The sequence below is a fragment of the Williamsia muralis NBRC 105860 genome, from assembly GCF_001598915.1.
Lineage (GTDB): Bacteria > Actinomycetota > Actinomycetes > Mycobacteriales > Mycobacteriaceae > Williamsia > Williamsia muralis.
The window spans coordinates 32,955-55,258 of sequence record NZ_BDAP01000002.1 but is presented as its reverse complement, the minus strand read 5'-3'; the positions used below and the strand labels follow the sequence as shown (position 1 = coordinate 55,258).

Sequence of the window (22,304 nt, the reverse complement as noted above, 5' to 3'; positions counted from 1 at the left end):
TCACTTGTGCATCGAGCAGCTGTGAGCCACGCGGATCGAGGGAGCGCGCTACTGGGTAGTGACGGTTTGTGCGGGCGTCACTGGAAACGGACGGTGATGTCCGAATGCCCCACGCGGATCCGGTCACCGTCTGCGAGTTCCCAGCTGCTGACCTGGACATCGTTGACCGTGGTGCCGTTTGTGGAGTTGAGGTCGTTGAGAAGGGCGCTCGAGCCGTCCCAGCGGATTTCGACGTGGCGACGGGAAACACCGGTGTCGGGCAGGCGGAACTGGGCGTCCTGGCCGCGGCCGATGACATTCGAGCCGTTGCGCAGCTGGAACGTGCGGTTGCTGCCGTCTTCGAGCAGCAGCGTGATCGCCGTCGGTGCGTACGCGGCGGGAGCGCCGTAGCCGGGAGCCTGGGCGTAACCGGCCTGCTGGTCGTAGCCGCCCTGCTGGTCGTACCCGCCCTGTTGCGGGTACCCCTGCGCGTAGCCGGCCTGCTGGTTGTAGGCACCCTGCTGGTCGTACTCGTTCTGGCTGTACCCGGGCTGCTGATAGCCGCCCTGGTCGTAACCCTGCTGGTCGTACGCGGGCTGCTGGTAGCCGCCCTGGTCGTAACCCTGCTGGTAGTTGCGCGGGTCGTAGCCCTGCTCCGGGTTGGCCGACGGCTGGGCGTACCCACCCTGGTTGTAGCCCTGCTGGTCGTGGCCGCCCTGCTGGTACGCGCCCTGGTCGTACCCGGCCTGGTCGTAACCACCGTGCTGGTCGTAACCGCGTTGGTCATAGCCACGCTGGTCGTAACCCTGCTGGTCGTAGCCGGCCTGGTTGTAGCCCTGCTGGTCGTAGCCACCCTGCTGGCTGTACGCCTGCGCACCGTCGCCGGAGTTGTCCTGGCCCTGTTCGTAGGGCTGCTGGCTGTAGGCCGCCTGCGGTGGGTAGGAGCCCTGTTCGTAACCTCCGCGGGGGTCGTATCCGGAGTTCTGCGTCATGGGAGTGGCTCCTACTTGTGGGTTTCGGTTTGGCGCCGCGGGCGGCGGATGGGGCAACGGCGGCCCTGATTGATCTGGAGGACGATGGCCTGCTTGTTGCACAGGCATCGGCCGGACGTCCGGATTGACCGTGCCCCGCGCCCGGAACTGACCGGTGTGCAGGGTGGGTGAGTGGGAGAACTCGACCACCACGTCACCGTATGTCTGCCATCCGTTGTCACGGATGAAATTCTCGAGATGCTTGGAGAAGGTCTTCCGGTTGAGCTCGTACTCGGCAACCATCTCGCGGTGGTCAGTGGAGCTGACCACCAGGTTGTAGGCGTTCGGGGCGAGCTTGCCGCCGTCGCCGAGGTCTTCCAAGTTGTCTTCGGCTTCGCGTTGCAGAGCGTTCTCGACCTCTTGCGGGGCGACCTTGCCGCCGAAGACCCGGGCGAAGCCGTCATCTACCGCACCTTCGAGTTTGCGTTCGATTCTTTGCAGAATCCCCACTACCGACGACCTCCCTTCGAGTTCTCAGCGTGTCGGCGTGCCAATCGTGCTGTTTGATGATAGCGACTCACACCCCGCGTTGGACACTCCAGGCGGAACTTCTGCACCGTCCGCCACAGATGTCCCAGTAGACGCCTGGTGTCCGTTTCGGCCGAATACGTGGGCTGATCGGCCCGAATGGGCCCACACGAAAGCTGTGCGGGAAGTGACGTACAACTCATCTGATCGCACGTGCCTCTGACGCGCCGCGTGTTCGACCCGTCACCCTCGCGGTCCAGAGCTGCCGATTTCTGACGCAGGGCCGGCCCATGTTACCGTTTTCCAGTTCGTTTGAAGACCGACGAGCAGCCACGGGCGAGTGGCGGAATGGCAGACGCGCTGGCTTCAGGTGCCAGTGTCCTTCGGGACGTGGGGGTTCAAGTCCCCCTTCGCCCACAGAATGAGATCAGGCCGGGAACCAAGAGTTCCCGGCCTTTTCTTTTTGGTGGCGTCGACCGGTTCATGCGGGAACCGCGGGTGGTCTCTGCCGAGTGGTCAGCAACCACGCACCCACCGCGACAACGGCGAACACCGCTGCCATGGTCACGAGCGTCCAGACAAACCCCTGTTGCCCGCCGCCGTAGACGGCCATCAACGTGACGCTGACCGCGCTGCCCACCGAGAAGCCGAGATAGCGCAGCACCATGTTGAAGGCCATCGCACTACCGGTTTCCTCCTGCGGAACGTGCGGGACGATGAGCACGGCCAGCGACGAGAACGTGAAGCCGCTGCCCAGGCCACCGACGGCCATCCAGCCCAGAGCCCAATACACATTGCTGTGCACGAAGGCCAGACCCAGAGTGGAAGCCATGAACACAACCGAGCCCAGAGGCAGCAGGACGTCGGGGCCGTACCTGGCGCCGGCCGCCAGCGCGAGTCTGCTGCCGACAACACTCGTCAGCGAGTAGGGCACCAGCATCAGCCCCGCGACGGTGACCGAATGATCAAGCCCCCAGCCAGGATCCGAACTCTGGACCAGCACGATGGTCAACGTCAGCAACGTGTACATACCGATGCCACCGCCGAAGGCCACCAGATTCGGTGCAGCGATTCCCGAGCGGGTGGCCAGGCGGAGATCGACCAGCGGGTGATCGCGTCGCAGACTCCATCGCCCCCACACGACGAGAAACGTAAGTCCCACCAGCGCAAGGACAACGGTGCGGAGCGACGTCCAGCCCCATGTCTCACCCCTGCTGACCGCCAGGAGCGTGGACCCGGTACCGGCCGACAGCATCACCGCGCCTGCCCAGTCCACAGGTGCGCGGATCACCGACTGCGCACGCGGAACGAAACTCAGCGCCATCAGCAGGGTGCAGGCGCTGAGCACGGCGCCCATCCAGTAAGCGGCAGCCAAGCCCCAGGTCTGGGCGACCACGGCCGTCAGCGGGTATCCGAGGCCGGTACCGGCGACAGCTGTCACCGACAACATCGCGATGACGGCCGAGATCCTGGGGGGTCGGATGACGTCGCGGGCAACGGCCATCGCAAGGGGGACCAGCGCGAGTCCGACGCCCTGCATCGCCCGGCCGATCAACAGCGGAGCAAAACCCCAGGGAAGTGCGGCCAGCATCGAACCCAGGGTGACGATGACCAGACCGGTGATGATCGTCGGCCGACGCATCTGTCCGGCTCCGAGCCTCCCGATGATCGGTGTCGCGACCGCTGCGGTGAGCAAGGTGGCGGTCAGAGCCCACTGCGCGTCGGTGAGCGTCACGTCGTGCTCGTCGGCGATGGCCGGGATCAGCGGGGCCCCGAGGCTGCTGACGATCGCGGTGATGGTGGTCAGCAGACCCAGGGTCAGCAACAAGGTGCGGTATCGCGGCTCGCCGGCATCCTCTGTTGGCATCAGTGGTGGAGCACCGCCATCGCCGACGTTGCGGCGCTCGATGTCACTGAGCCGAATCCCAGTGCGCGAAAACAGTTCTCAGTGTGGCAACCAGGGGCAGAGGCTGATCCATCATCGGGTGGTGCCCGGCCTCGGCCAATTCGACCACGGTGGCCCGCGGGACGAAGAGGCCGGCGATCTCCTGGGCGGTCTCCGAAGGAACGATGCCGTTCTGGCAGCGGATGTAGGTCGCCCGCGTGCTCACCTGCGCCAAGAAGTCCCGTACCCTGACCCGCTGGCCGCCCTCGTGCCGTTTGCGGAACATGTCGGGGTCGAACTTCCACATCCAGCCGGCCTCGGTGTCTCGCACCGATTCGCCGGCGACATGCTCGGCCACGTAGGGCAACAACAGTTCTTGTGCCGGTTCGGTGCGGAAGCGGGCCATGATCTCGGGCTTGGTCGGATACGCCCGCGACTTGCGGCTCAGCTGCCGGATGATCACCTCTTCGGGCGGCTCGTCGAGCAGCGGCGAGTCGATCACCACGATGCCCGCCACGGACTCACCGTGCAAAGCGCCGACTGCCGATGTCACCCAGCCGCCCATGCTGTGCCCCACCACATACGGCTTGCCCGCGATCTCGCCCGCTTCGGCGGCGCCCAGTACCTCTGCGGCCCACGTCTCGAGCGGGTAGTCGGGGCGTGCATCGCTGTCGCCGTGACCCGTCATGTCCAGGGCGACCACCCGATGTGACACGGCCAGAAGTGGCGCCACATGGTCCCACCATCCCGAGTGCGCGGAACCACCGTGCACCAGGACAACACCGGGCGTGCCCGGCTCGCCCCAGCAACGCAGATGTACCGACGCACCCTCGACCTCGACGTCGCGATGGTCGGGCGACTGCTCGATGGCGGCGGTGAACCACGCGGGTGTTGCTGTCCCGGACTGACCAGTTGCCATTGCCTGCTCCTTCGCCACGGTGAAACCTCTCGGCTGACCATATCCACCGCGTTTCGGCAGGCACTTGCCAGTGCGAAGGAAGGAGTCGACCATTGGCAGATGAGCGACGAGACGGTTGACGACGACTGGCTGCGCAGGGAGCGCAACGAGACTCCCACACAGCGTCTCGACCGCAACTGGGCGAGTTTGCTGCAGGAGCTCCGGGTGGTGCAGACCGGTGTTCAGCTGCTGACCGGATTCCTGCTGACGGTGCCGTTCCAGGACCGCTTCTACGAGCAGGACGGTCTGTTCCAGAACGTGTATCTCGTGACGGTGACCGCTTCGGTCGGTGCAACGGTGTTGCTGCTCGCACCGGTGGCCATGCACCGGCTGCTGTTCCGGAGGCACCGTCTCGAAGAGCTGGTGAATTCGGCCCAGCGATTCGCCCTCGGTGGGCTTGTCCTGCTCGGAGTGGCGCTGACCGGCGTCATGACGTTGGTGTTCGAGTTGGTGGTCAGCAAATCAGTGGGGTGGGTTGCGGGTCTGGTCGCTCTGCTCACCTTCGCGTTCTTCTGGTTCGCCTATCCCTGGCGCTATCGCCGGCGCGATACCTGATCGTCCGGACATGGGACCCGGCCTTCCCTTACAGTCGGAACATCTGGGAAAGGCGGACCATGGCGCAATCTCGCAGCGGCGAAGATCTGATCGCGGCGGCCGGAGCCATCGCGGACCGCGCCCATCACGGACAGGTCGACAAGGTGGGTGGCGAGTACATCGTGCATCCTCGTTCGGTCGCGACGAGAGTCATGCCCCAGTCGGCCGAGTACATCGCTACAGCCTTGCTGCACGACGTGATCGAGGACTCGGACATCACCGCCTCAGATCTGCTGGCAGAGGGCATCCCGGGAACCGTGGTGGATGCGGTGACGCTGCTGACCCGAACCGAACATGTTGCGCCGCAAGAGTATTACGCACGTATCCGAACGAACCAGATGGCTCTGGCAGTCAAACTCGCCGACATCGCCGACAACACCGATCCGGTTCGGCTGAACCGCCTGCCCGACGACACCCAGGCACGACTGCGCACCAAATACCGCAGCGCCTACCGGTGTCTCGGGGTCGAGTTTCTCGCTGACGCGCTGTAGTCGTCAACGCCTGCCGGTCGCGGATCCATTGAGTCGGGCGTCGCAGAACCATGGCTGATCTGTGCGCGCAATGGCATTGTCGAGCCCATGGCCATCGAATTGTCCACGGCGCGTCGTCTGTGGCGACTGCTCGAACCGATCCACGCCGTCACCTACTTCTCGGACGAGACGCGAGAGGCGCTGGCAGCGGCCGGTTATCGCGGTTTCTGGATGGGGTATTTCGCGGGTCGTGCCGCGCCCCTGGGCGAGGTGGGTCCCGAGATCGTGACCGCGCTGTTCTACAACTTCGCGCCCGACCATGTGGCCCGCGCCATCCCGGACGCCTGGCGGTTCGCTCCGCCGGAGACGGCGATCGATGTGCGCCGACAGGCCGCGGTGGCCACTCTGCAGCGGATGCTGGGTTCGGCGGGGAACGACGAGGTGGTCGATCGGGTGGTGGCGCTGCTGAGGCCGGCAGCGCAGCACGCGGACCTGGGTGGGCGGGCGCTGTTTGCGGCGAACGCCGCGCTGCCGTGGCCGGAGGATCGGTATGGGGCGCTGTGGCATGCCGCGACCCTGCTGCGCGAACACCGCGGTGACGGCCACGTGGCCGCCCTGACGACCGCTGGTGTCACCGGTCGCGAGGCCGGGGTGCTGCATTCGAGTGCCGCTGCCATCCCACGGTCGGTTCTCGAGACCAGCCGCAAGTACACACCCGACGAATGGTCTGCGCTCACAGAACGTTTGGCCGAGCGCGGACTGCTCGACCACTCAGGGGCGATCACGCCGTCCGGGAGAGCGCTCAAGGGTGACATCGAGACCACCACCGATCGGCTCGCCGCACCTGCGTACAACGCCCTGTCCGAAGCCGAGGTCGATGAACTCACCTCGGCGTTGATGACGCTGACGAAGACAGTGGTCGCGAGCGGCGACATCCCGTCGGTCACTCCGATGGGTCTCGATCTCGACGATGTCGGGTGATGAGCGCCTAGACTTTTCGCCATGGGCTTCAACGACGAGATCATCAAAGAGTTCCGCGCCAATCACGGCAAGGTCGGTGGCAATTTCGAGGGCGCGCCACTTCTGTTGCTGCATCACAAGGGGATCAAGAGCGGTAAGCAGTACGTGACCCCGCTGGTCTATCTGCCCAAGGACGGGGTCTCGTACATTTTCGCGAGCGCTGCGGGCGCCGACGAGGATCCCCAGTGGTACCGGAATCTGCTCGCCGACCCGGCAACCGAGGTGGAGATCGGCGACGACACCGTCCCGGTGACCGTCTCCGAGGTCACCGGCGCCGACCGCGACCGGATCTACGCCGAGCAGGCCGGTCTGATGCCCGGCTTCGCGGACTACGAGAAGAAGACCAGCCGCACGATTCCGGTGCTCGAGCTCTCTCGAGCCTGAGGTCGGCCGGGCGCGCGATCAGTATGTGCGCTGGCGGGGCGGGGGAGCGGTGATGACACCGACCTCGTCCGAGTCGACGATCTCCGCGCCCAATGGCAGCAGGGACACCGGGACCATCTTGAAGCTCGCGATGCCGAGCGGAATGCCGATGATGGTGAGGCACAGGGCGATTCCGGTGACGATGTGGCCGATCGCAAGCCAGATACCGGCGAAGATCAGCCAGATCACGTTGCCGATGGCCGAGCCGACCCCGGCTGTGGGTTTGCGAACCACGGTTCGGCCAAACGGCCACAGGGCGTACGCGGCGATCCGAAACGATGCGATCCCGAAAGGGATGGTGATGATGAGGATGCAGCAGATGATCCCGGCGGCGACGTAGCCCAACGCCATCCAGAATCCACAGAGCACGAGCCAGATGACATTCAGAATGGTCTTCATCAGTTCAGTCTGCCAAATGTGACCGACTCCGCATGGATGAACGCAGCGACCCTGTGCGTTCTTCTGAGAAGCTGACGGGACTTTCGCTTCTGAGGAGTCTGATGAGATCTGGGCTTCGAGAGCTCGTGTGGTCGTTCGGGATGATCGTGATCCTGCTGGTCCGGATTGTCACCACCCTCACCACGGCGCTGCTGATCATCGGCTGGGTTGTGGTGGCGTTTCGGTCGGACCTGCTCAACAACTGGTTCTGGCCGGCCGCTGTCTCGGGCATCCTGCTGGCCGGCAGCACCTTCCTCTACAACGTGATCCGCGGCTGAGGTCAGACCCCTAGATAGGCGAGTACCGCCAGGACCCGTCGATTGTCGTCGGCCGACACCGGCAGATCGAGTTTCGTGAAGATGCTGTTCGAGTGCTTGCTGACCGCCTTCTCGGAGACGAACATGGCCTCGGCGATGGCTGCGTTCGAGCGGCCCTCGGCCATCAGGGCCAGCACTTCGCGTTCCCGCGCAGTCAAACGTTCCAGCGGTCCGTCGGCACGCTGACCGGTGAGCAGCTGCGACACCACCTCCGGATCGAGGACGGTGCCGCCCGCGGCAACCTGCCGTACGGCGTCGATGAACCCGGCGACGTTGGCCACCCGGTCTTTGAGGAGATAGCCGACCGCGCCTTCGCCACTCTCCAGTAGCTCTCGCGCGTAGAGCTGTTCGACGTATTGAGAGAGCACCAGGACCGGGAAGCCGGGACGGGAGGCCCGGATCTTGATGGCAGCGCGCAGACCTTCGTCCGTGAACGTGGGTGGCATCCGGACGTCCAGCACCGCAACGTCGATGGAGGCGTCGCCGAGCGCGACGTCGAGCTCGGTGGCGTTGTCGACGGCCGCCACCACGTCCATGCTGTGGGCTTGAAGGATGCGGGTGAGCCCGTCCCGCAGGAGGGCGTGATCTTCGCCGATCACGACGCGCATGGCACCTCCATCGACACGATGGTCGGCCCACCGATCGGACTGTGCACGAAGAGCCTTCCGTCGAGGGCGGTCAATCGCTGGGTGACACCGTGCAGCCCCGAACCCGAGGGTGCGGCGCCGCCCACCCCGTCGTCGCCGACCTCTACGCGCAGCACACCGTCGAAGATACCCATGGCGATCCACGCGTTCCGTGCACGGGCGTGTTTCCCGATGTTGGCCAGCGCTTCGGCAACCGCGAAATACACTGCGTTCTCCGTGGCGATGGGAAGGCGTTCGCGCACACCGAGATTGAGTGTGATGGGCAGGGGCATATCGAGAGCCAGCGCTTCGACTGCCGGTCCGACGCCGCGATCGGCCAGTACCGGGGGGTGGATGCCGCGGACCACTGATCGCAGATCGCCGAGGGCCGAGGTGGCCGACGCCCGTGCTTCGGCCATCAGTTGTCGGGCCGCTTCCGGGTCGGTGGCGATCTGACTCTCGGCCAGGCCGATCGTCATACCGAGGGCGGCCAGCCGCGCCTGAGCCCCGTCGTGGAGGTCCCGTTCCACCCGGCGCAGCTCGGCTGCCGCGGAATCAACTGTCGCAGCCCGTGACTCGGTCACCTCGTGTACGCGTGCCTCGAGGACTTCGTTACGGCTGCGGTTCAGCGCCCACAGATCCATCACGGCACGGGTTTTCATCAATGGCTCCACGAAGGGCAGCAGGATGAGGGTCGCCGTGAAGATCACTCCTACCAAGGAGATGACAAATCCGACCGTCGACGCGATCACCAGCCAGCCGAGGTCGCGCCAGCGCAGGGAATCGGTACTCCACACGGACAACAGATGAAAGATCCCTCGATTGTTCGTGGGCCGGTAATCACCCGGCTGCCACGGCCGGTCGAGAACGCCTGCTGCCATCCGCCGATGAAGGTCACAGAACGCGCCGGTGATCGGCACCTTGATCCACAGCACCAGAGCGCCGACGGACACCAGGACCAGCGGGATCGCGACCACCTGGACGACGAACAGCACCAGCGCGACCGGCGCGAGCAGAGTGGTGACAACGGCATACATGGCCGCTCTCAGCCACCGAACAATCGGCGTCGGTTCTTCGTCGGATCTCACAGCGGTCCTTCCACTCTTCAGGTCTCCATCGTGACCGAAGCGGGCAGTAGATGACAGTAGACCTGGGCCTACCCCAGGGGTGGGATATTCCGCCCTCACCTGGGGGATTGACGCTCCTGACCGGGCTCCGGGTAGCGAGCAGTCTCAGGTGGTGCTCGGTGTTCGCCGGGCCACCCGTCGAGGCGCACCGCCTCACGCATCAGGAGCTGACATGGGAAAGATGACCCGAGGGCCACAGGCAGTGGCGCGGTGGAGTGCGCACAACCCTTGGCGCGCAATAGGACTCTGGCTTGCACTTGTGGTGCTGGCCGTGGGTTTGAGCGCGTTGATCCCCACCCAGACGACCGACGACGCCGATTACCGGGTCGGTCAGTCGGGGACTGCCGACCAGATGATCCACGAAGCCGGTCTTGCCGCACCGGACACCGAGTACGTCGTCGTCACCGGCGACCGCGACGCGGCGCTGCTCGCCGCAAACGAACTGCGCGAGGCACTGGCCGGCTCGGATCAGGTGCAAGAGATCGTGGCGCCGGTGTGGAGTCCCGATGGCACGACGCTGTTGACGGCGATCGAGCTACGTGCGCCACCGGGCGACGAGGACGCGTCGATCACCGATATCAACACCGCCGTCGCGGCGGTCGGTTCGAATCACCCGGAACTGACGTTCGGTCAGACCGGCGACGTCTCGCTCGACGAGTCGATCAACGAGCGGGTGGCCGACGACCTGGTCTCGGCCGAGATCATCAGCATCCCCATCACGTTCGGCATCATGCTTGTTGCCTTCGGTGCGCTGATAGCCGCCGGCATCCCGGTGTTGCTGGCGATCACCTCAGTGGTCGCCACCATCGGGATCTACGCTCCCATCTCCTACCTCGTTCCTTCCGAGTCGACTGCGTCGTCGATGGTAATGCTCATCGGAATGGCTGTCGGAGTGGACTATTCGCTCTTCTACCTCAAACGCGAACGCGAAGAGCGGCGCAAGGGTCACAACACGATCGATGCGGTGGAGATAGCGGCAGCCACCTCCGGGCACTCGATCATCGTGTCCGGTGTTGCGGTGATCGCCTCACTCGCCGGTGTCTATGCGCTGGGCAGTGCGACGTTCAACTCGCTCGCCACGTCGGCGATCATCGTGGTGTCGGTGGCGGTCATCGGTTCCCTCACCGTGTTGCCGGCGTTGCTGGCCAAGCTCGGCAAATGGGTGGATCGTCCCCGGGTGCCGCTGCTCTGGCGCGTCAACAATCGGATCGGTCAGGGCGGGATCAGCTCGCGGATCATCGGACCCGTCATCCGTAGGCCCATCACCGCGTTGCTGGCGGGGCTGGTCGTGATGCTCGCCCTGGCGGTACCCGCGTTGTCGATGACGATGCGCAGCGCCAACCTCGACACGTTGCCACAGGATCTACCTGCGGTGCAGGTCGCGCAGACGATGAACACGCAGTTCCCGTCCGAGGGCCCTTCGGCCAAGATTGTTGTACAGGGCGGCGATGCTGCCGAAGTTGCTGTCGCACTGGACAACATCGGCAAACAGGCCGAGAGCTCAGGCGAGTGGACGGTCACCGGAGAGCCCGCGATCTCGCCGTCCGGCAGCACCAGCATCCTCGAACTCGCCAGTACCTACCCGCCGGACGACGCGAAAGGTGACGACGCCCTGGTGGCACTTCGGGCAAGCGTGGTGCCCGATCAGATCGACCCCGTGGACGGCGCGCGGTTCGCTGTCGGTGGTGACCTCGCCGAACAGTATGACTCGGCGAAGAATCAGTCCGATGGTCTGCCGGTGGTCATCGCGGTGATCCTGACTCTCACCATGCTGATGCTGATCGCGACGTTCCGGAGCCCGGTGATCGCAGTGGTGTCCACGCTGCTCAACCTGATGTCGGTGGGTGCCGCGTTCGGGGTGCTGGCCCTGGTGTTCCAGCATTCATGGGCCGAGAGCATTCTCGACTTCAATTCGAACGGGACCGTGGTGGAGTGGATACCGCTGTTCATGCTGGCCGTGCTCGTCGGGTTGTCGATGGACTATCACGTGTTCGTCCTGAGCCGGATTCGTGAAGGTATCGACATGGGATTGACGCCGAAGGCCGCGGTGCGCGCCGGCGTCACCCAGACCGCCGGGGTCGTCACAAGCGCGGCGCTGGTCATGGTCTCGGTGTTCGCGTTGTTCGCGGCGCAGAGCATGGTGGAGATGAAGCAGATGGGAGTGGGGCTGGCAGCGGCCATCCTGATCGATGCGACCATCGTGCGCTTGCTCCTGTTGCCGTCCATCCTGGTACTCCTCGGTGACCGGGCGTGGTGGCCACGGCGTGACCGCGCTGTCCGGCGTCAGGCTTCAGATCCCCAGGTCGCACCTGCTCGGGTGTGAGGTAGTGCACAATTGAGGGCAGGCTCACGGCCGTGCCGTGACAGACGCCGAGAACAGATCGGAGGACGCGATGAGTGAGACAACGTCACCGGCCCGCGACTTCTGGACTGCTCTCACCCCCGGCGAAGACCCGGCTGCCCGGCTCGAACAGGTTCGCCGCGCCCACGAACTCTTTGTGCAGACGGGCACACTTGCCCCGGCCACCGGCCCCACCTCGGTGCGGTCGGTGGTCCGGGACTCGTGGCTGCGTTCGGTCAAGGGCGGCGTCAACCCGTCGGGAATGATCGACGCGGGAGGGATGTCGTGGAACGACTTCCTCGAATACCGCGCCGGACACCCGATGGCAGCCGCCTACCCTCTGGTCCGCTCGCTGATGCTCGACGAGGTGTCCGACTCAGGTGTGGTGGTAGCTCTCACCGATGACGTGGGTCGGCTGTTGTGGGTAGAGGGCGACCACAAAGCCCGAGACCAGGCCGGCGGCATCAATTTTGTCGAAGGAGCGGTGTGGGCGGAGCGCGTTGCCGGCACCAATGCCCCCGGCCTGGCTCTCGAGGTCGACCACGGTGTGCAGATCTTCGGGGCCGAGCACTTCTCGGTACCCGTTCAGGAGTGGAATTGCGTCGCGGCTCCGGTGCACGATCCCGTGACCGGCGCCGTGATCGGCGTGATCGATGTGACGGGCGGCGAGCGGGTGGCCGCACCCTTTGCCCTGTCGATGGTGAAATCGGTTGTCGCGGCGGTGGAGAGCGAGCTGCGGGTGCGCACCCTGACCGGGAATGCGCCTGCGGTGGCGCCGGCGACGGGCCCGGAATTGCTTGTGCTGGACGGCGATCGGTACTTCTGGCGGACCGGTTCGGCGCCTGCGCTCCGACTGTCTCGCCGGCATGCGGAGATCTTGGTTCTGCTGGGTGAGTACCCGGATGGTCTCGGTACCGAGGAGATCGCCACCATGCTCGCCGAGGACGGGATCGACCCGGTGACCGTACGTGCCGAGATCTCCCGGCTCCGGCGCGATCTGGGTGCGGACCTGGTGGCGTCGCGACCGTACCGCCTCACGGTGCCCGTCGAGTCGGACATCGAGCAGGTGCGTCGGTTGCTTCGCGGAGGTGATGTCGCCGCGGCCATCGAGAAGTTCGGTCGCGGTGGGTTGCTCGCCGCGTCACTGGCCCCTGGGATAGCCGATGTCTTCGAGGAGCTGAAGGAAGACATGCGTTCGACGGTCCTCGCGGCACGCGACCCCGAGTTGCTGCGCGTGTGGACCGGCTCGGTGCACGGGCGCGAAGACCTGACGGCGTGGCGTCGCTGGGCGCAGACGCTCCCACCAGGTCACCGCGACGAAGCCCTCGTCCGCGGCAGGGTACGGCTGCTCGATCGGCGTTTCGGGATCTGATCGTCGCACCAACGTCATCCCCTCCGTGATCGCCGAGGGTAAATAGCCCTCGACAATTACTCACGGGGACGACGTTGGTGCCACCAGTCTCCGTTCAACGCCCGTCCGACTGCTCCCGGTAAGCGGCAATGATCTGCTGGCTGATGCGTCCGCGATCGCCGATGTCATAGCCCTGTTCCCGGGCCCATTGCCGAATGGATGTACGTTCGTCGGCGCCGACCACAGGCCCCTCGCGGCCGGTGGTGTGGTGCTTGGGTGCGGTCGACCGTCGCCGACCACCTACGCGGGCCGACTTGCTCAGCAAAGTCGAGACCGGAACTCTGCCTGTCTCGATCTTCTCCAAATTTGTTGCACTGGTGTCGATTACATAGTCGACCCCCAGCCACGACCACTCGATCGTGTGCAACTGATCAATGTGAACCGGCTTGCCATCCAAGTCGTCGACGTATTCAACGACGGTCTTTTTCGCCATGCGGCTAAAGATAGCCAAGTTGGTGTCGGTACGCGGGCTAAAAAGACAATCCGTCCGCAAAACGTTTCGTGGACGATGTGATTCGTCGTCTGAACGGTTGAATGGCTCCGCCCGTGAGACTGTTCTGGCTACTGCTGACCGCTCGGCCGGCGTGTTGTGCCCGCTGGGGCAAACCCCGCAGAACTGTTCTTCGAGCCCTACGTCGTTGTTGCGATAGGTGCCCGGGGAGTCCGGCGGCACCGTCGGCAACGATTTGTAGGTCGCTGGATCGTTGGGGATTAAAGTTCACCGTGTAGGTCTTATCGGCCTCGCGCGTCCAACTCGTGCGTGGCATGATAAGCCGCATGGGGGGTTTTGAAGTGTACAAATCAGAGTTGGTCGGTATTTCGTGAACGATTACAACGAATCAATGGAAATCAAGGATGATTCATCGATGCCGCTGGATGCGTCCGTTGTCGATGTAGACCGGATTCCGTCGGCAAAACACACCTTGATCGGGGGCGATCTGATGAAGGTCCTAGCCCTCACTGCTCTTTTGGGCCTGGTCATAGGTGTGATCGTGCTCATCGAACTGGCCAATTGACAACAGCTCGGGACCTTCGATTCATTGTCGTTCGGGCATGAATGCAATTGTTTGCCCGCCATGGACACGTGTCTATTAATTGTTCCGGTGAAGACAGAGTTCACGCGTGCCTTGAAGCGCATTGGATGACCTGAATGGTGTGCGCATTGATGTCACGATCAATCGGCGCCCGTAGAAATGTCGCTCGGGACGGACGCGTTTGCTGTGGTGGCCAGTCCGCTTCTCCAATGCGGCCGAGGTTTGCGACCTCATCCGAGAACACTGAGGTATTGCCGGTATTACCGCTTTACGCGGAAGAACGATTCGGCCGCCGAGTGGACGGGGTTGCCTAAGAGTCCTTTGAGTGTCGGGGCGACGACGCGACAAAGAGGGCGACGGCGTTCTCCCGCCACACCGTGACGACCGAGAAGTGCCGCTCGAGTAGATCGCGCAACATCTCTTCGGTGTCGGTGGTGTTGCCGAACGCGCCGGTTCGATTGCACGCCCACATCAGGATGCGACCGAGACGATTGTGCTGAGCCGTACCGATCACGGTGGCACCGAACAGTGTTCCCTCCGCGCCGGTCAGGCGAGCGAGGTTGGCCACCGCTGGTTCCTTGGCCGGCATCGGTCCCGGAAGGCAATGGATGAGGTAGTTGGCGGCGACGGACTTGTAGCGGCTAGGGGGCAAATCGTCTGAGACGAGGATGTCGGCCACGTATCCGGCGATCCGGGGTTGCTCTCCGGTGAGGCGTCCTTGCCCGAGGCGCGCTCCGGCATATGCGAGTGTTGCGTCGTTGGGGTCGACGAGCGCCAGCTTGTCCCAGGTCTTTCCGAGCTGGGAAAGAAAGTACCCGGACCCGACACCCACCTCCGCGTGCACGGTGGTGCAGTGTTCGGCATAGAGGGCGGAGATCGTCTTGCGGTGGCAGCCCCAGGCGTACGGGGAGGTGAAGCGAAGGACAAACAGATCGTAGAGTTGCAACGCGATGCCACTGTAAGGTCTTGCGCTGCGTGGAAGCTCCTGCTGGACAACAGTATCGCGCCGTGGCCCCGTGCTGTCGGCTCCTCGATCCATGATCAGTACTACCTTTCCGGCGGGTGGTGCGGTCCGTGCCCAACTACCGACGTGTGCGAAATCGCTTTCACACCGCGGAGACACGACTGGTACGCACCGCCAAGCAGGTCGCCGGCCCGGCGTATCTCGTAGCGGCACAACTTGTTACGGATAGCCGACCATGAGAGCGTTAGTCAGGTTACGGGGGCGTCCGGAGGCAGTCAATCTCCATGCGGCTCTGCGCGTCGAGTGATGCGAACAGTGGCCGCCGGGGGTTCGGTGCCCTTGACTCGTTGGCAGACGAGATCCAGCGTGTGCCAGCGCGCGTCGTCGCCCCACAGCCGAAGCGTTGCCGTGAGCTCAGGCTCGCGTTCTAGTGTCTCCGCCCAACGGTGCGGGAGTCCGTGATCGTCGGGATGAACACGGGCGCGCCCGTTGTCTGGGTCCACATGGATGCCATCGAGCACCTTTTGACCCTGCCAGCGGGCCACCATGATGGGGAAGCGGTCACCATGCGTTTGTGACCGATCCAGCTTCCAGTAGACGATCGCGGTCCACCCGTCCACTTCTTGTGCCAGAAGGTTGTTGGCAGCGTGGAGGGGGTTCTCGCGAGGCGGGTCGAACGGGGTCACGTCCCAGGTCACCCCGCGCCAGAAGCACCCGGTATCTGTTTTGACCACCTCGGTGGCCGCTCGTAGCGACCTGGGGTCTGAACTGCCGTCGGGGCCATCTGAGGGGCGATCGATCCGGACGGTCATCGGGTAGCGGGTGCCGTCCGCGCGACTCGAGAGCACTGCGGCAGCCGTCACCATGTCCGCTTCCGAGAAGGTGTCGACCGTGTTGTGCAGTGGATATGGCTTCCCGATCGCCCAATCGCGCCCGTAGATGTCGGGTATGCCAGGGCCGTAGATCACGGTCAGGCTCTGCAGGTCCCATTCCCAAGCGCCGGTGATGACATGGGGATATGCCGGCTCGGCTGTACCCCCGACCCATACCCAGACCGCGTGAACGTTCCCCGAACCAGAGGTCACCGGCTCGGCGTACGCGTGCAGTCGGTCCCCTCGAAGGAGTAGCTCTCTGCGAACAGGGGCCTGCGACGCCACGGCGACCTCGACGGCCGGCTTGACGAGTTTCGAGATGGCGGGCAGCGGAAGGTCGACGCGCTTGAGCTGTTGGAACCCATCGGCACCAGGCGGCACCGCAGGATTGTCGCCCTTGGCCACCACGCCCGCGATGGAACCGCGAAAGGTCGCGATCAACAACCACGTGCCGGGTGAAACAGTCATCGGCCCCCCATGTCGCCGCCTCCCGCGGGTGACATCTCGATACCCTACGGAACCCCCATCATTCCAAGCCTCATTGTGCGTGGTGCGCCGACGTCTCAACAATCGCTTGCCGGCCCCCGGGGCAGCAGCCTTGCATCGCCCGATTTCATTTCTGGACGCGTGGCTATTTCTCTGAAAAGACGGGCGACCGGAAATGTTTCGACGGACCCGCAATTTAACGGCATATCACCCGGGTCGTTCTATTCGGTCTCGACGGCGACAACTCCAAAACAACCAGGTCCAGGTTGGTGGGTTTTCACAGCACGGTCTCAGGGGTCCCATGTTGTACTTGATCGAGAGGGGGACAGCCGTGCGATGAGCGACAACAACAGAGACGTGATCACCGGAAAGGCCGTCGAGGCCGTCGAGGACGCGTCCGAGCAGCGTGCGTTGCGCGAGCACGAGCACTACCAAACTCTCGTCGAGCACAACCCCCATCCGATTGCCGTGCACTCCGGCGGTGTCATCGTTTATGTCAACCGCGCGGCCATCGTGGAGATCGGCGCCACTTCGCTCGACGACCTGGTCGGCCGGCCGATCACCGACTTCATGCATCCTGACTCGATCCGCGAGATCACCACGAAGCTGGTCTCACTCACGACGGACGGTGATTTCACCGACGCGGTCGAGGTCCGAATGGTCCGATTCGATGGCTCGGTCATCGACATGGAGATCGTGTCTGTCCTCACGAAGTGGCGAGGTGCCCTTGCCTACCAGGTCATCTTCCGGGACCTGACGGCCACCAAAGCCGCGGAGCAGGCGATCCGTCATCAGGTCGCGCTGGTGGCCACCGTCAGCGACGCCATCATCGCCACCGATTCCGCCGGAACAGTGGTCAGCTGGAATCCTGCCGCACAGTCCATCTACGGCTCCACCGCGGTCGAGGCGATCGGCTGTCCGGTTGCCGAGGTACTGGGGGCGCCGATGAACCTCCGCCGCCGTGTCGGCAAACCCGCCGAAAGTGTTGTGCACTATGCGAAAGACGGCACTCCCCGGATGATGCGTCTGGCTGTCTCCGAGATGGACGGCGGATATGTGGTGGTCTGTTCGGACAACACCGCACAGATCGAAGCCGAGACCAAGTTCACCTCGGTCGTCAATTCACTTCAAGAGGGCGTGCTGCTCATCTCTCAAGACGGGATGGTCGAATCCGCCAACCCGGCTGCTCGGCGAATGTTCGAGAGCGAACAGCGCAGGGCCGCAGGCTCCACCGCGGAGCGCATCACCATCGTCGACCTGAATGGCATTCCCATTCCGCCGCAGAACTGGCCGTCGCAGATCGTAACTGCCACGCACAAGCCGGTCATCGACGCGATCGTCGGTTTCGACCGCCTCGATGGCAGCAGAGTGTGGCTGTCGTGCAATGGTTTTGTCCTGAGCCCCAACGACCCCGACCATTCGTCGGTGGTGATCTCGTTCACCGACGTCACCGAGAGTCGGGCGCATGCAGCACGACTCGAGTACGCGGCCGACCACGACATGATGACCGACCTGCCCAACCGTTCCTATGTACTGCGTCGTCTCACCACAATGCTGGAGAACCGCGCCGCACAACAAGATTCGGGCGACATCGACGTGGTGATGTACATCGACCTCGACAAACTGAAGAACGTCAACGACTCTCATGGTCATCGCGCCGGAGACCGCGCCCTCATCGCGGTGAGCAGAAGGCTGCGTGCGGCGTTGCCCGCACCGCATTTCGTGGGGCGTGTCGGCGGTGACGAGTTCGTAGCTGTGCTGATCGGAGTCGACGAAGAGGACATGGAAGACATCTCGGACGACATCCACCTGCTGCTCCTCGATCCGATCGAGATCAATGGGGAGGAGTTCCGGATGCGCACAAGTGTGGGCATTGTCCGGATTCGCGACGGCGAGAAGCGCACTGCCCAGGACATCATCAGCGATGCAGACACAGCGATGTACCAGGCCAAACTCCGCGGTGGAGGCCATACGGTGGAGCACGACAAGTCGCACCCGAGCCGCGAATTCGCCCCGGCGGCAATCAAATTGGTGCGCTGAGCTCGGTCAGGTTCCGGGCTTCGCGGGCGTCAGGCGTGGGCGAACAGCCCTCGACCGGTCACCAATGGCAGATCAAGCGTGGTGTGGATGCCCGGCGTCGCTGCGATGACCTCAGGGATCGCGTTGACGATGCGGCCTGCCGCGGCGACGATCGCGGCATGGTTGTGGTCGCCCTTCTCGCTGGTGGGGCAGATGTCGACGGTGTAGCTGGGTTCGCCGGTGATCTCCACGCGGTACGAACCGCCTTCCTGCGCGGGGCGTGCCCAGTCGGGCCGGAGGTCGTCGCGTAGTCGAGTGACGTGTTCGACGACGATGGCCGAGTGGCCGTTGACCTTCCCGTGGATCTCGAAACGCATGGCCGCGACGGTGCCCTTCTCGATTCGTCCGACAGCGACGTCAAACGAATCTGGCGCGGGTTCGAGCTCGAAGCTCTCGGTGATCTCGTCCACCTCGATGCCGAGACCGGCAGCAAGCTGGCGGATCGTTGTGCCCCAGGTGAATCCGAGGATGCCAGGCTGAAAGAGGATCGGGAGTTCGTCGAGCGGTTTGCCGAAGCCCATCACGTCGAACATCACGATTGCGCCGTCGTAGGTGGCGTAGTCGGCGATCTCCATGACGCGGACCTGCTCGATACGCTGGCACGTCCCGGCCAGCGCGAGCGGGATGAGGTCGTTGGCGAAGCCGGGGTCGACGCCGGTGATGAAGATGCTGGCATCGCCTTGTTTCGCCGACGCCTCAACCCTGGCTATGTTCTTGTCGGGCAGCAGCTGCCATGGGTACTGCAGGATCACGGGAGACGACCCGACAACGTTGACGCCCGCTTCCAGGATCTTCTGGCAGTCCCGGAGCGCATCACCGGTACGGGTGTCTCCCATCGCGCAGTACACGACGCAGTCGGGCTCGGTCGCGAGCACCGCGTCGATGTCGCCGACCGCGGTGATCCCGGTGACGACGTCCAGGCCCGCGAGTTCACCCGCGTCGCGGCCGATCTTGGACTCTGTGGAGACGCCGACAGCGGTCAGTTCGTAGTCCGCACTCGTGATGAGTTGGGTCAATGCCAAACTCCCCACGTTCCCGGTTCCGATATGGGCGACGCGAATCGCCATGGGTGCCTCCTCGTGAAGTGTTGTGCGACTTGCGATCAACGTGCGAGTGCTGCCATGTATGTGCGTTACATGGACTTGTGCGGCACGTCGGTGACCAACCCGCCGTCCACCACGAACTCGGTACCCGTGGCGTACGACGACTCGTCACTTGCCAGGAACAACACAAACGTGGAGACCTCGCTGGAGTTGCCCGGGCGGCCGAGGGGGATCGTCACCAGGTCGTCAGGGAACTTCTCGGTCATGGGTGTGCGGATCAAGCCCGGATGCAGTGAATTGACCCGGATGTTGTGGGGGGCGAGTTCGAGGGCCACCGACTTCGCGAGTCCGCGGACGGCCCATTTCGTGGCGACATACCCGTGGGCCCAAGGTGCTCCGCGAAGTCCTTCGATCGACGACACATTGATGATCGAACCGCCGCCGGCCGCGATCATCGGATCCGTCGACGCCTGGATTCCGTAGAACGTGCCTGTGAGGTTGACGTCGATGATCTTCTGCCACTTGTCGTGCTTGAACGCCTGAATGGAGCTGCCGTTGGCAATGCCGGCGTTGTTGACCAGAACGTTGAGTTTGCCGAACTCGCCGACGGCAATGCCTACAGCCTCTTGCCATTGATCGGCCTGGGCCACGTCGAGGTGCACATAGCGTGCGGCGTCACCGAGCTCATCGGCGAGCGCCTTGCCCTCGTCATCCAAGATGTCACCGATCACGACCTTGGCGCCCTCGGCGACAAGTAACCGCGCATGTGATGCGCCCATTCCTCGAGCACCGCCGCTGATGATTGCAACTTTTCCGTCCACGCGTCCCATGGGGCGTCACGGTACCTGCAAATCCAGACATGTGTCCAGACCCGTGTCGCGCAATCGGTCCAACTCTGGCGGACGCTGCGGTTTGCTGACGAACGAGCGAGTCAGTCGGCCTCGCGCTCACGTCGACGGCGGTCGAGTTCACCTTGACGTCGTTGCTGTTCCGCGCGCTCGCGGCATCGCCGCAAGAATTCCGCATCTGCCTCGGGATCTTGCGGTTCGAATCGTCCCGGGACGTCGTACTCGGGGTAGCCGAGTGCCGAGGCGCGACCTGAACCGCTGACCCGGCCCGAGATGCCGGAGACCGGACGACCCGCGAGGAACCACACGATCGATCCGACCAACGGCAAGATGATCACCAGGAGAAGCCACGCCCAGCGCGGAAGTCCCCGGATTCCGGCAGCGTCGCTGCCGATGATGTCTACTAGTGCAGCGATCATCACGACGAGCACGATCAGACTCAGATATGGCACGCGAACCCCCCACTCGGTGAAATCGCAGAAAATTGCGACCCTCATTCATATCCCGAGGCACTGGCGACGCGCGTCCCCGGAACGGATGAGTCCGCGCGGTTCGTCGGGGAGCTTGAAAACGCTCTCGGCGGTGGAGTGTCGCCTGCGCATACAGCTGGGTGCGATTCGTGTGGCACCGATTTAATTACTGACGCTACAAAAAACTACTGAGGTTTTATGCGCTCTTTGTTCCCCGATAAATCCACTCATTCCGGACTATCTTTTTCTCAGAAAGAATTCGAAATCGAGATGAATGGGGTGGGTTGGATGAGGAGAATACTTGGTTCATTGGCATGTGTAGTGGCCTTGGCGGGAGGGTGGGTTGCCGCGGCGCCCGCTACTGCGGCCCCGGGGTACACGGATGTGGCGCTGTCTTGGGGCACCGGTTTCGGCTGTCCCGTGAACGTGACGAACGCCGGGACCGCGGCGGCCGACAACGTCTTTGTCGTACCCACGACGCCGGCGCCAGTCGCTCCTCGGTGGGTGGGAACGATCGCGCCAGGTGAGACCAAGACGTTGAACTACGGCGATTGCTACTTCTATGACCTCCCGTGGCCGAAGCGAATCTTCGCGGCGACCACTTCATGGGACATCAACTGGGACAACAACAATTTCACATTGGTTGACTGACAAACTTCAGGAAGTGACGCCGCAGGCGCCCGCGACCCGGGATGCCACGTCAGCGGTAACGGCTGCGGTGTCGGGCGCATCCGAGGGCACGTAGTGGTCGGAGGCGGCGTCGTAGGCGGCTCCGGCGATCGAACCGTGATCGGCGTCGAGTTCGACGAGTTCGACCGGCCAGTCACTGCGCTGGAGTGTGGCGGCGAAACCTCGGCTGGAGCTGATCGATACGACGTCGTCGGATCGGCCGTGCAGCAACGTGAACGGCGGTCGCTGACCGGTCGACGTCAGTTCCTCGGGGAGCTTCTCACCGGTGAGCGGATTGGTCGCGGTGAAGGCTCCGGCGAGGCACACGGCGTGATGGATACGGACTCCGAGTGCGTCGGCGTCGATGGTGAGTCCGGCCGCCGCGATGCCACCGAGTGACCACCCGACGATGACAAACCCGCTCGAAGATTCGGTGCGGTCCATCGCAACCTGCGCTGATCGGAGCAGATCTGCTCGACCACCGTCGGCGGAGTGCGAATCCCAGTCCGGAGCAATCACGTTCACCCCGTGTGCGGCGATTCGTGCGGCGAGCGGGCGAACAGCGGCGCGTGCATCGGTCTGCATCCCGTGCCAGAGCAACACTGTGGGATGTGCTGGGTCGCCGAAGAGGTCGGCCTGTCGTCCGGGTGCGTAGTCGATGGTCTCCATACCCCGAGTCTGCCTGAGATCAGGCGATGGCGAAATCGGTCGAATGCGATACGAGCGAACCGATGACCGGGATGAGTGAGGG

23 protein-coding genes and 1 tRNA gene are annotated in these 22,304 nt (G+C 64.0%); 11 read left to right on the top strand and 13 right to left on the bottom strand.

Annotated features, from left to right (window positions below; genetic code table 11):
* Positions 1 to 77: 77 nt before the first annotated feature.
* Positions 78 to 1,460, bottom strand: a complete 1,383-nt coding sequence (locus WIMU1_RS07015; RefSeq protein ID WP_062796038.1) for an FHA domain-containing protein — start codon at positions 1,458 to 1,460, stop codon at positions 78 to 80.
* Between the two features lie 352 nt (positions 1,461 to 1,812).
* Between WIMU1_RS07015 and WIMU1_RS07010 the strand changes: the two genes are divergently transcribed.
* Positions 1,813 to 1,895: transfer RNA gene (locus WIMU1_RS07010), tRNA-Leu, on the top strand.
* A 64-nt stretch (positions 1,896 to 1,959) separates the two neighbouring features.
* Here the strand turns inward: WIMU1_RS07010 and WIMU1_RS07005 are convergent.
* On the bottom strand, positions 1,960 to 3,345 hold the full coding sequence (locus WIMU1_RS07005; RefSeq protein WP_062796036.1) for an MFS transporter: 1,386 nt from the start codon (positions 3,343 to 3,345) through the stop codon (positions 1,960 to 1,962).
* 43 nt (positions 3,346 to 3,388) lie between these two features.
* Positions 3,389 to 4,282, bottom strand: coding sequence for an alpha/beta fold hydrolase (locus WIMU1_RS07000; protein ID WP_062797381.1), 894 nt, complete (start codon positions 4,280 to 4,282; stop codon positions 3,389 to 3,391).
* 99 nt (positions 4,283 to 4,381) lie between these two features.
* Here WIMU1_RS07000 and WIMU1_RS06995 point away from each other — a divergent pair, with 99 nt between their 5' ends.
* The 4 genes from WIMU1_RS06995 (at position 4,382) to WIMU1_RS06980 (ending at position 6,789) form a co-directional block, all read left to right on the top strand.
* Entirely contained in the window at positions 4,382 to 4,876 is a 495-nt protein-coding gene (locus WIMU1_RS06995; protein WP_023955246.1) for a DUF6328 family protein, read from the top strand.
* Positions 4,877 to 4,935: 59 nt separating this feature from the next.
* Positions 4,936 to 5,406 (top strand): HD domain-containing protein, encoded by a 471-nt coding sequence (locus tag WIMU1_RS06990; protein WP_062796034.1) that lies wholly within the window; start codon positions 4,936 to 4,938, stop codon positions 5,404 to 5,406.
* Between the two features lie 87 nt (positions 5,407 to 5,493).
* The gene (locus WIMU1_RS06985; RefSeq protein WP_062796032.1) at positions 5,494 to 6,366 is read left to right on the top strand and encodes an SCO6745 family protein; all 873 of its coding nucleotides are present in this window, start codon (positions 5,494 to 5,496) and stop codon (positions 6,364 to 6,366) included.
* A gap of 21 nt (positions 6,367 to 6,387) precedes the next feature.
* Positions 6,388 to 6,789 (top strand): nitroreductase/quinone reductase family protein, encoded by a 402-nt coding sequence (locus tag WIMU1_RS06980; RefSeq protein ID WP_062796030.1) that lies wholly within the window; start codon positions 6,388 to 6,390, stop codon positions 6,787 to 6,789.
* An 18-nt stretch (positions 6,790 to 6,807) separates the two neighbouring features.
* Here the strand turns inward: WIMU1_RS06980 and WIMU1_RS06975 are convergent, their stop codons facing one another.
* Positions 6,808 to 7,227, bottom strand: a complete 420-nt coding sequence (locus tag WIMU1_RS06975; protein ID WP_062796028.1) for a YccF domain-containing protein — start codon at positions 7,225 to 7,227, stop codon at positions 6,808 to 6,810.
* A 101-nt stretch (positions 7,228 to 7,328) separates the two neighbouring features.
* On the opposite strand from WIMU1_RS06975, the gene WIMU1_RS06970 reads away from it, so the two are divergent.
* Positions 7,329 to 7,544 (top strand): hypothetical protein, encoded by a 216-nt coding sequence (locus WIMU1_RS06970; protein WP_030167137.1) that lies wholly within the window; start codon positions 7,329 to 7,331, stop codon positions 7,542 to 7,544.
* A 2-nt stretch (positions 7,545 to 7,546) separates the two neighbouring features.
* On the opposite strand, the gene WIMU1_RS06965 is transcribed toward WIMU1_RS06970, so the two are convergent.
* Complete coding sequence (locus tag WIMU1_RS06965) at positions 7,547 to 8,191, bottom strand: LuxR C-terminal-related transcriptional regulator (protein ID WP_062796026.1); 645 nt, start codon at positions 8,189 to 8,191, stop codon at positions 7,547 to 7,549.
* On the bottom strand, positions 8,179 to 9,297 hold the full coding sequence (locus WIMU1_RS06960; protein WP_031331435.1) for a sensor histidine kinase: 1,119 nt from the start codon (positions 9,295 to 9,297) through the stop codon (positions 8,179 to 8,181). Before WIMU1_RS06960 ends, WIMU1_RS06965 begins: the two co-directional genes overlap by 13 nt.
* Before the next feature lie 211 nt (positions 9,298 to 9,508).
* Here WIMU1_RS06960 and WIMU1_RS06955 point away from each other — a divergent pair, with 211 nt between their 5' ends.
* Complete coding sequence (locus tag WIMU1_RS06955; RefSeq protein ID WP_120802901.1) at positions 9,509 to 11,659, top strand: MMPL family transporter; 2,151 nt, start codon at positions 9,509 to 9,511, stop codon at positions 11,657 to 11,659.
* A gap of 70 nt (positions 11,660 to 11,729) precedes the next feature.
* Positions 11,730 to 13,049: a sigma-54-dependent transcriptional regulator family protein gene (locus WIMU1_RS06950; protein WP_245969202.1), complete on the top strand. Its 1,320-nt coding sequence runs from the start codon at positions 11,730 to 11,732 to the stop codon at positions 13,047 to 13,049.
* Between the two features lie 94 nt (positions 13,050 to 13,143).
* Here the strand turns inward: WIMU1_RS06950 and WIMU1_RS06945 are convergent, their stop codons facing one another.
* Positions 13,144 to 13,521, bottom strand: a complete 378-nt coding sequence (locus WIMU1_RS06945; RefSeq protein WP_062796024.1) for a histone-like nucleoid-structuring protein Lsr2 — start codon at positions 13,519 to 13,521, stop codon at positions 13,144 to 13,146.
* A 388-nt stretch (positions 13,522 to 13,909) separates the two neighbouring features.
* Between WIMU1_RS06945 and WIMU1_RS06940 the strand changes: the two genes are divergently transcribed.
* Positions 13,910 to 14,104 (top strand): hypothetical protein, encoded by a 195-nt coding sequence (locus tag WIMU1_RS06940; protein ID WP_062796022.1) that lies wholly within the window; start codon positions 13,910 to 13,912, stop codon positions 14,102 to 14,104.
* Positions 14,105 to 14,432: 328 nt separating this feature from the next.
* Here WIMU1_RS06940 and WIMU1_RS06935 read toward each other — a convergent pair whose 3' ends face one another.
* Positions 14,433 to 15,068 carry a hypothetical protein gene (locus tag WIMU1_RS06935; protein WP_062796020.1) on the bottom strand — a complete coding sequence of 212 codons (636 nt, stop codon included), beginning with the start codon at positions 15,066 to 15,068 and terminating at the stop codon, positions 14,433 to 14,435.
* Positions 15,069 to 15,361: 293 nt separating this feature from the next.
* Complete coding sequence (locus tag WIMU1_RS06930; RefSeq protein WP_062796018.1) at positions 15,362 to 16,426, bottom strand: GAF domain-containing protein; 1,065 nt, start codon at positions 16,424 to 16,426, stop codon at positions 15,362 to 15,364.
* A gap of 354 nt (positions 16,427 to 16,780) precedes the next feature.
* Here WIMU1_RS06930 and WIMU1_RS06925 point away from each other — a divergent pair, with 354 nt between their 5' ends.
* Entirely contained in the window at positions 16,781 to 18,484 is a 1,704-nt protein-coding gene (locus tag WIMU1_RS06925) for a sensor domain-containing protein (RefSeq protein ID WP_062796016.1), read from the top strand.
* 29 nt (positions 18,485 to 18,513) lie between these two features.
* Here the strand turns inward: WIMU1_RS06925 and WIMU1_RS06920 are convergent, their stop codons facing one another.
* The 3 genes from WIMU1_RS06920 to WIMU1_RS06910 form a co-directional block, all read right to left on the bottom strand.
* Complete coding sequence (locus tag WIMU1_RS06920) at positions 18,514 to 19,590, bottom strand: NAD(P)H-dependent amine dehydrogenase family protein (RefSeq protein WP_062796014.1); 1,077 nt, start codon at positions 19,588 to 19,590, stop codon at positions 18,514 to 18,516.
* 65 nt (positions 19,591 to 19,655) lie between these two features.
* A complete protein-coding gene (locus tag WIMU1_RS06915; RefSeq protein WP_062796012.1) occupies positions 19,656 to 20,396 on the bottom strand; it encodes a glucose 1-dehydrogenase in 741 nt (246 codons plus the stop codon).
* Positions 20,397 to 20,497: 101 nt separating this feature from the next.
* Positions 20,498 to 20,866, bottom strand: a complete 369-nt coding sequence (locus WIMU1_RS06910; protein ID WP_030167167.1) for a PLDc N-terminal domain-containing protein — start codon at positions 20,864 to 20,866, stop codon at positions 20,498 to 20,500.
* A gap of 438 nt (positions 20,867 to 21,304) precedes the next feature.
* Here WIMU1_RS06910 and WIMU1_RS06905 point away from each other — a divergent pair, with 438 nt between their 5' ends.
* Entirely contained in the window at positions 21,305 to 21,535 is a 231-nt protein-coding gene (locus WIMU1_RS06905) for a hypothetical protein (RefSeq protein WP_120802899.1), read from the top strand.
* Positions 21,536 to 21,541: 6 nt separating this feature from the next.
* Here the strand turns inward: WIMU1_RS06905 and WIMU1_RS06900 are convergent, their stop codons facing one another.
* The gene (locus WIMU1_RS06900) at positions 21,542 to 22,222 is read right to left on the bottom strand and encodes an alpha/beta hydrolase (protein ID WP_062796008.1); all 681 of its coding nucleotides are present in this window, start codon (positions 22,220 to 22,222) and stop codon (positions 21,542 to 21,544) included.
* Positions 22,223 to 22,304 lie beyond the last annotated feature (82 nt).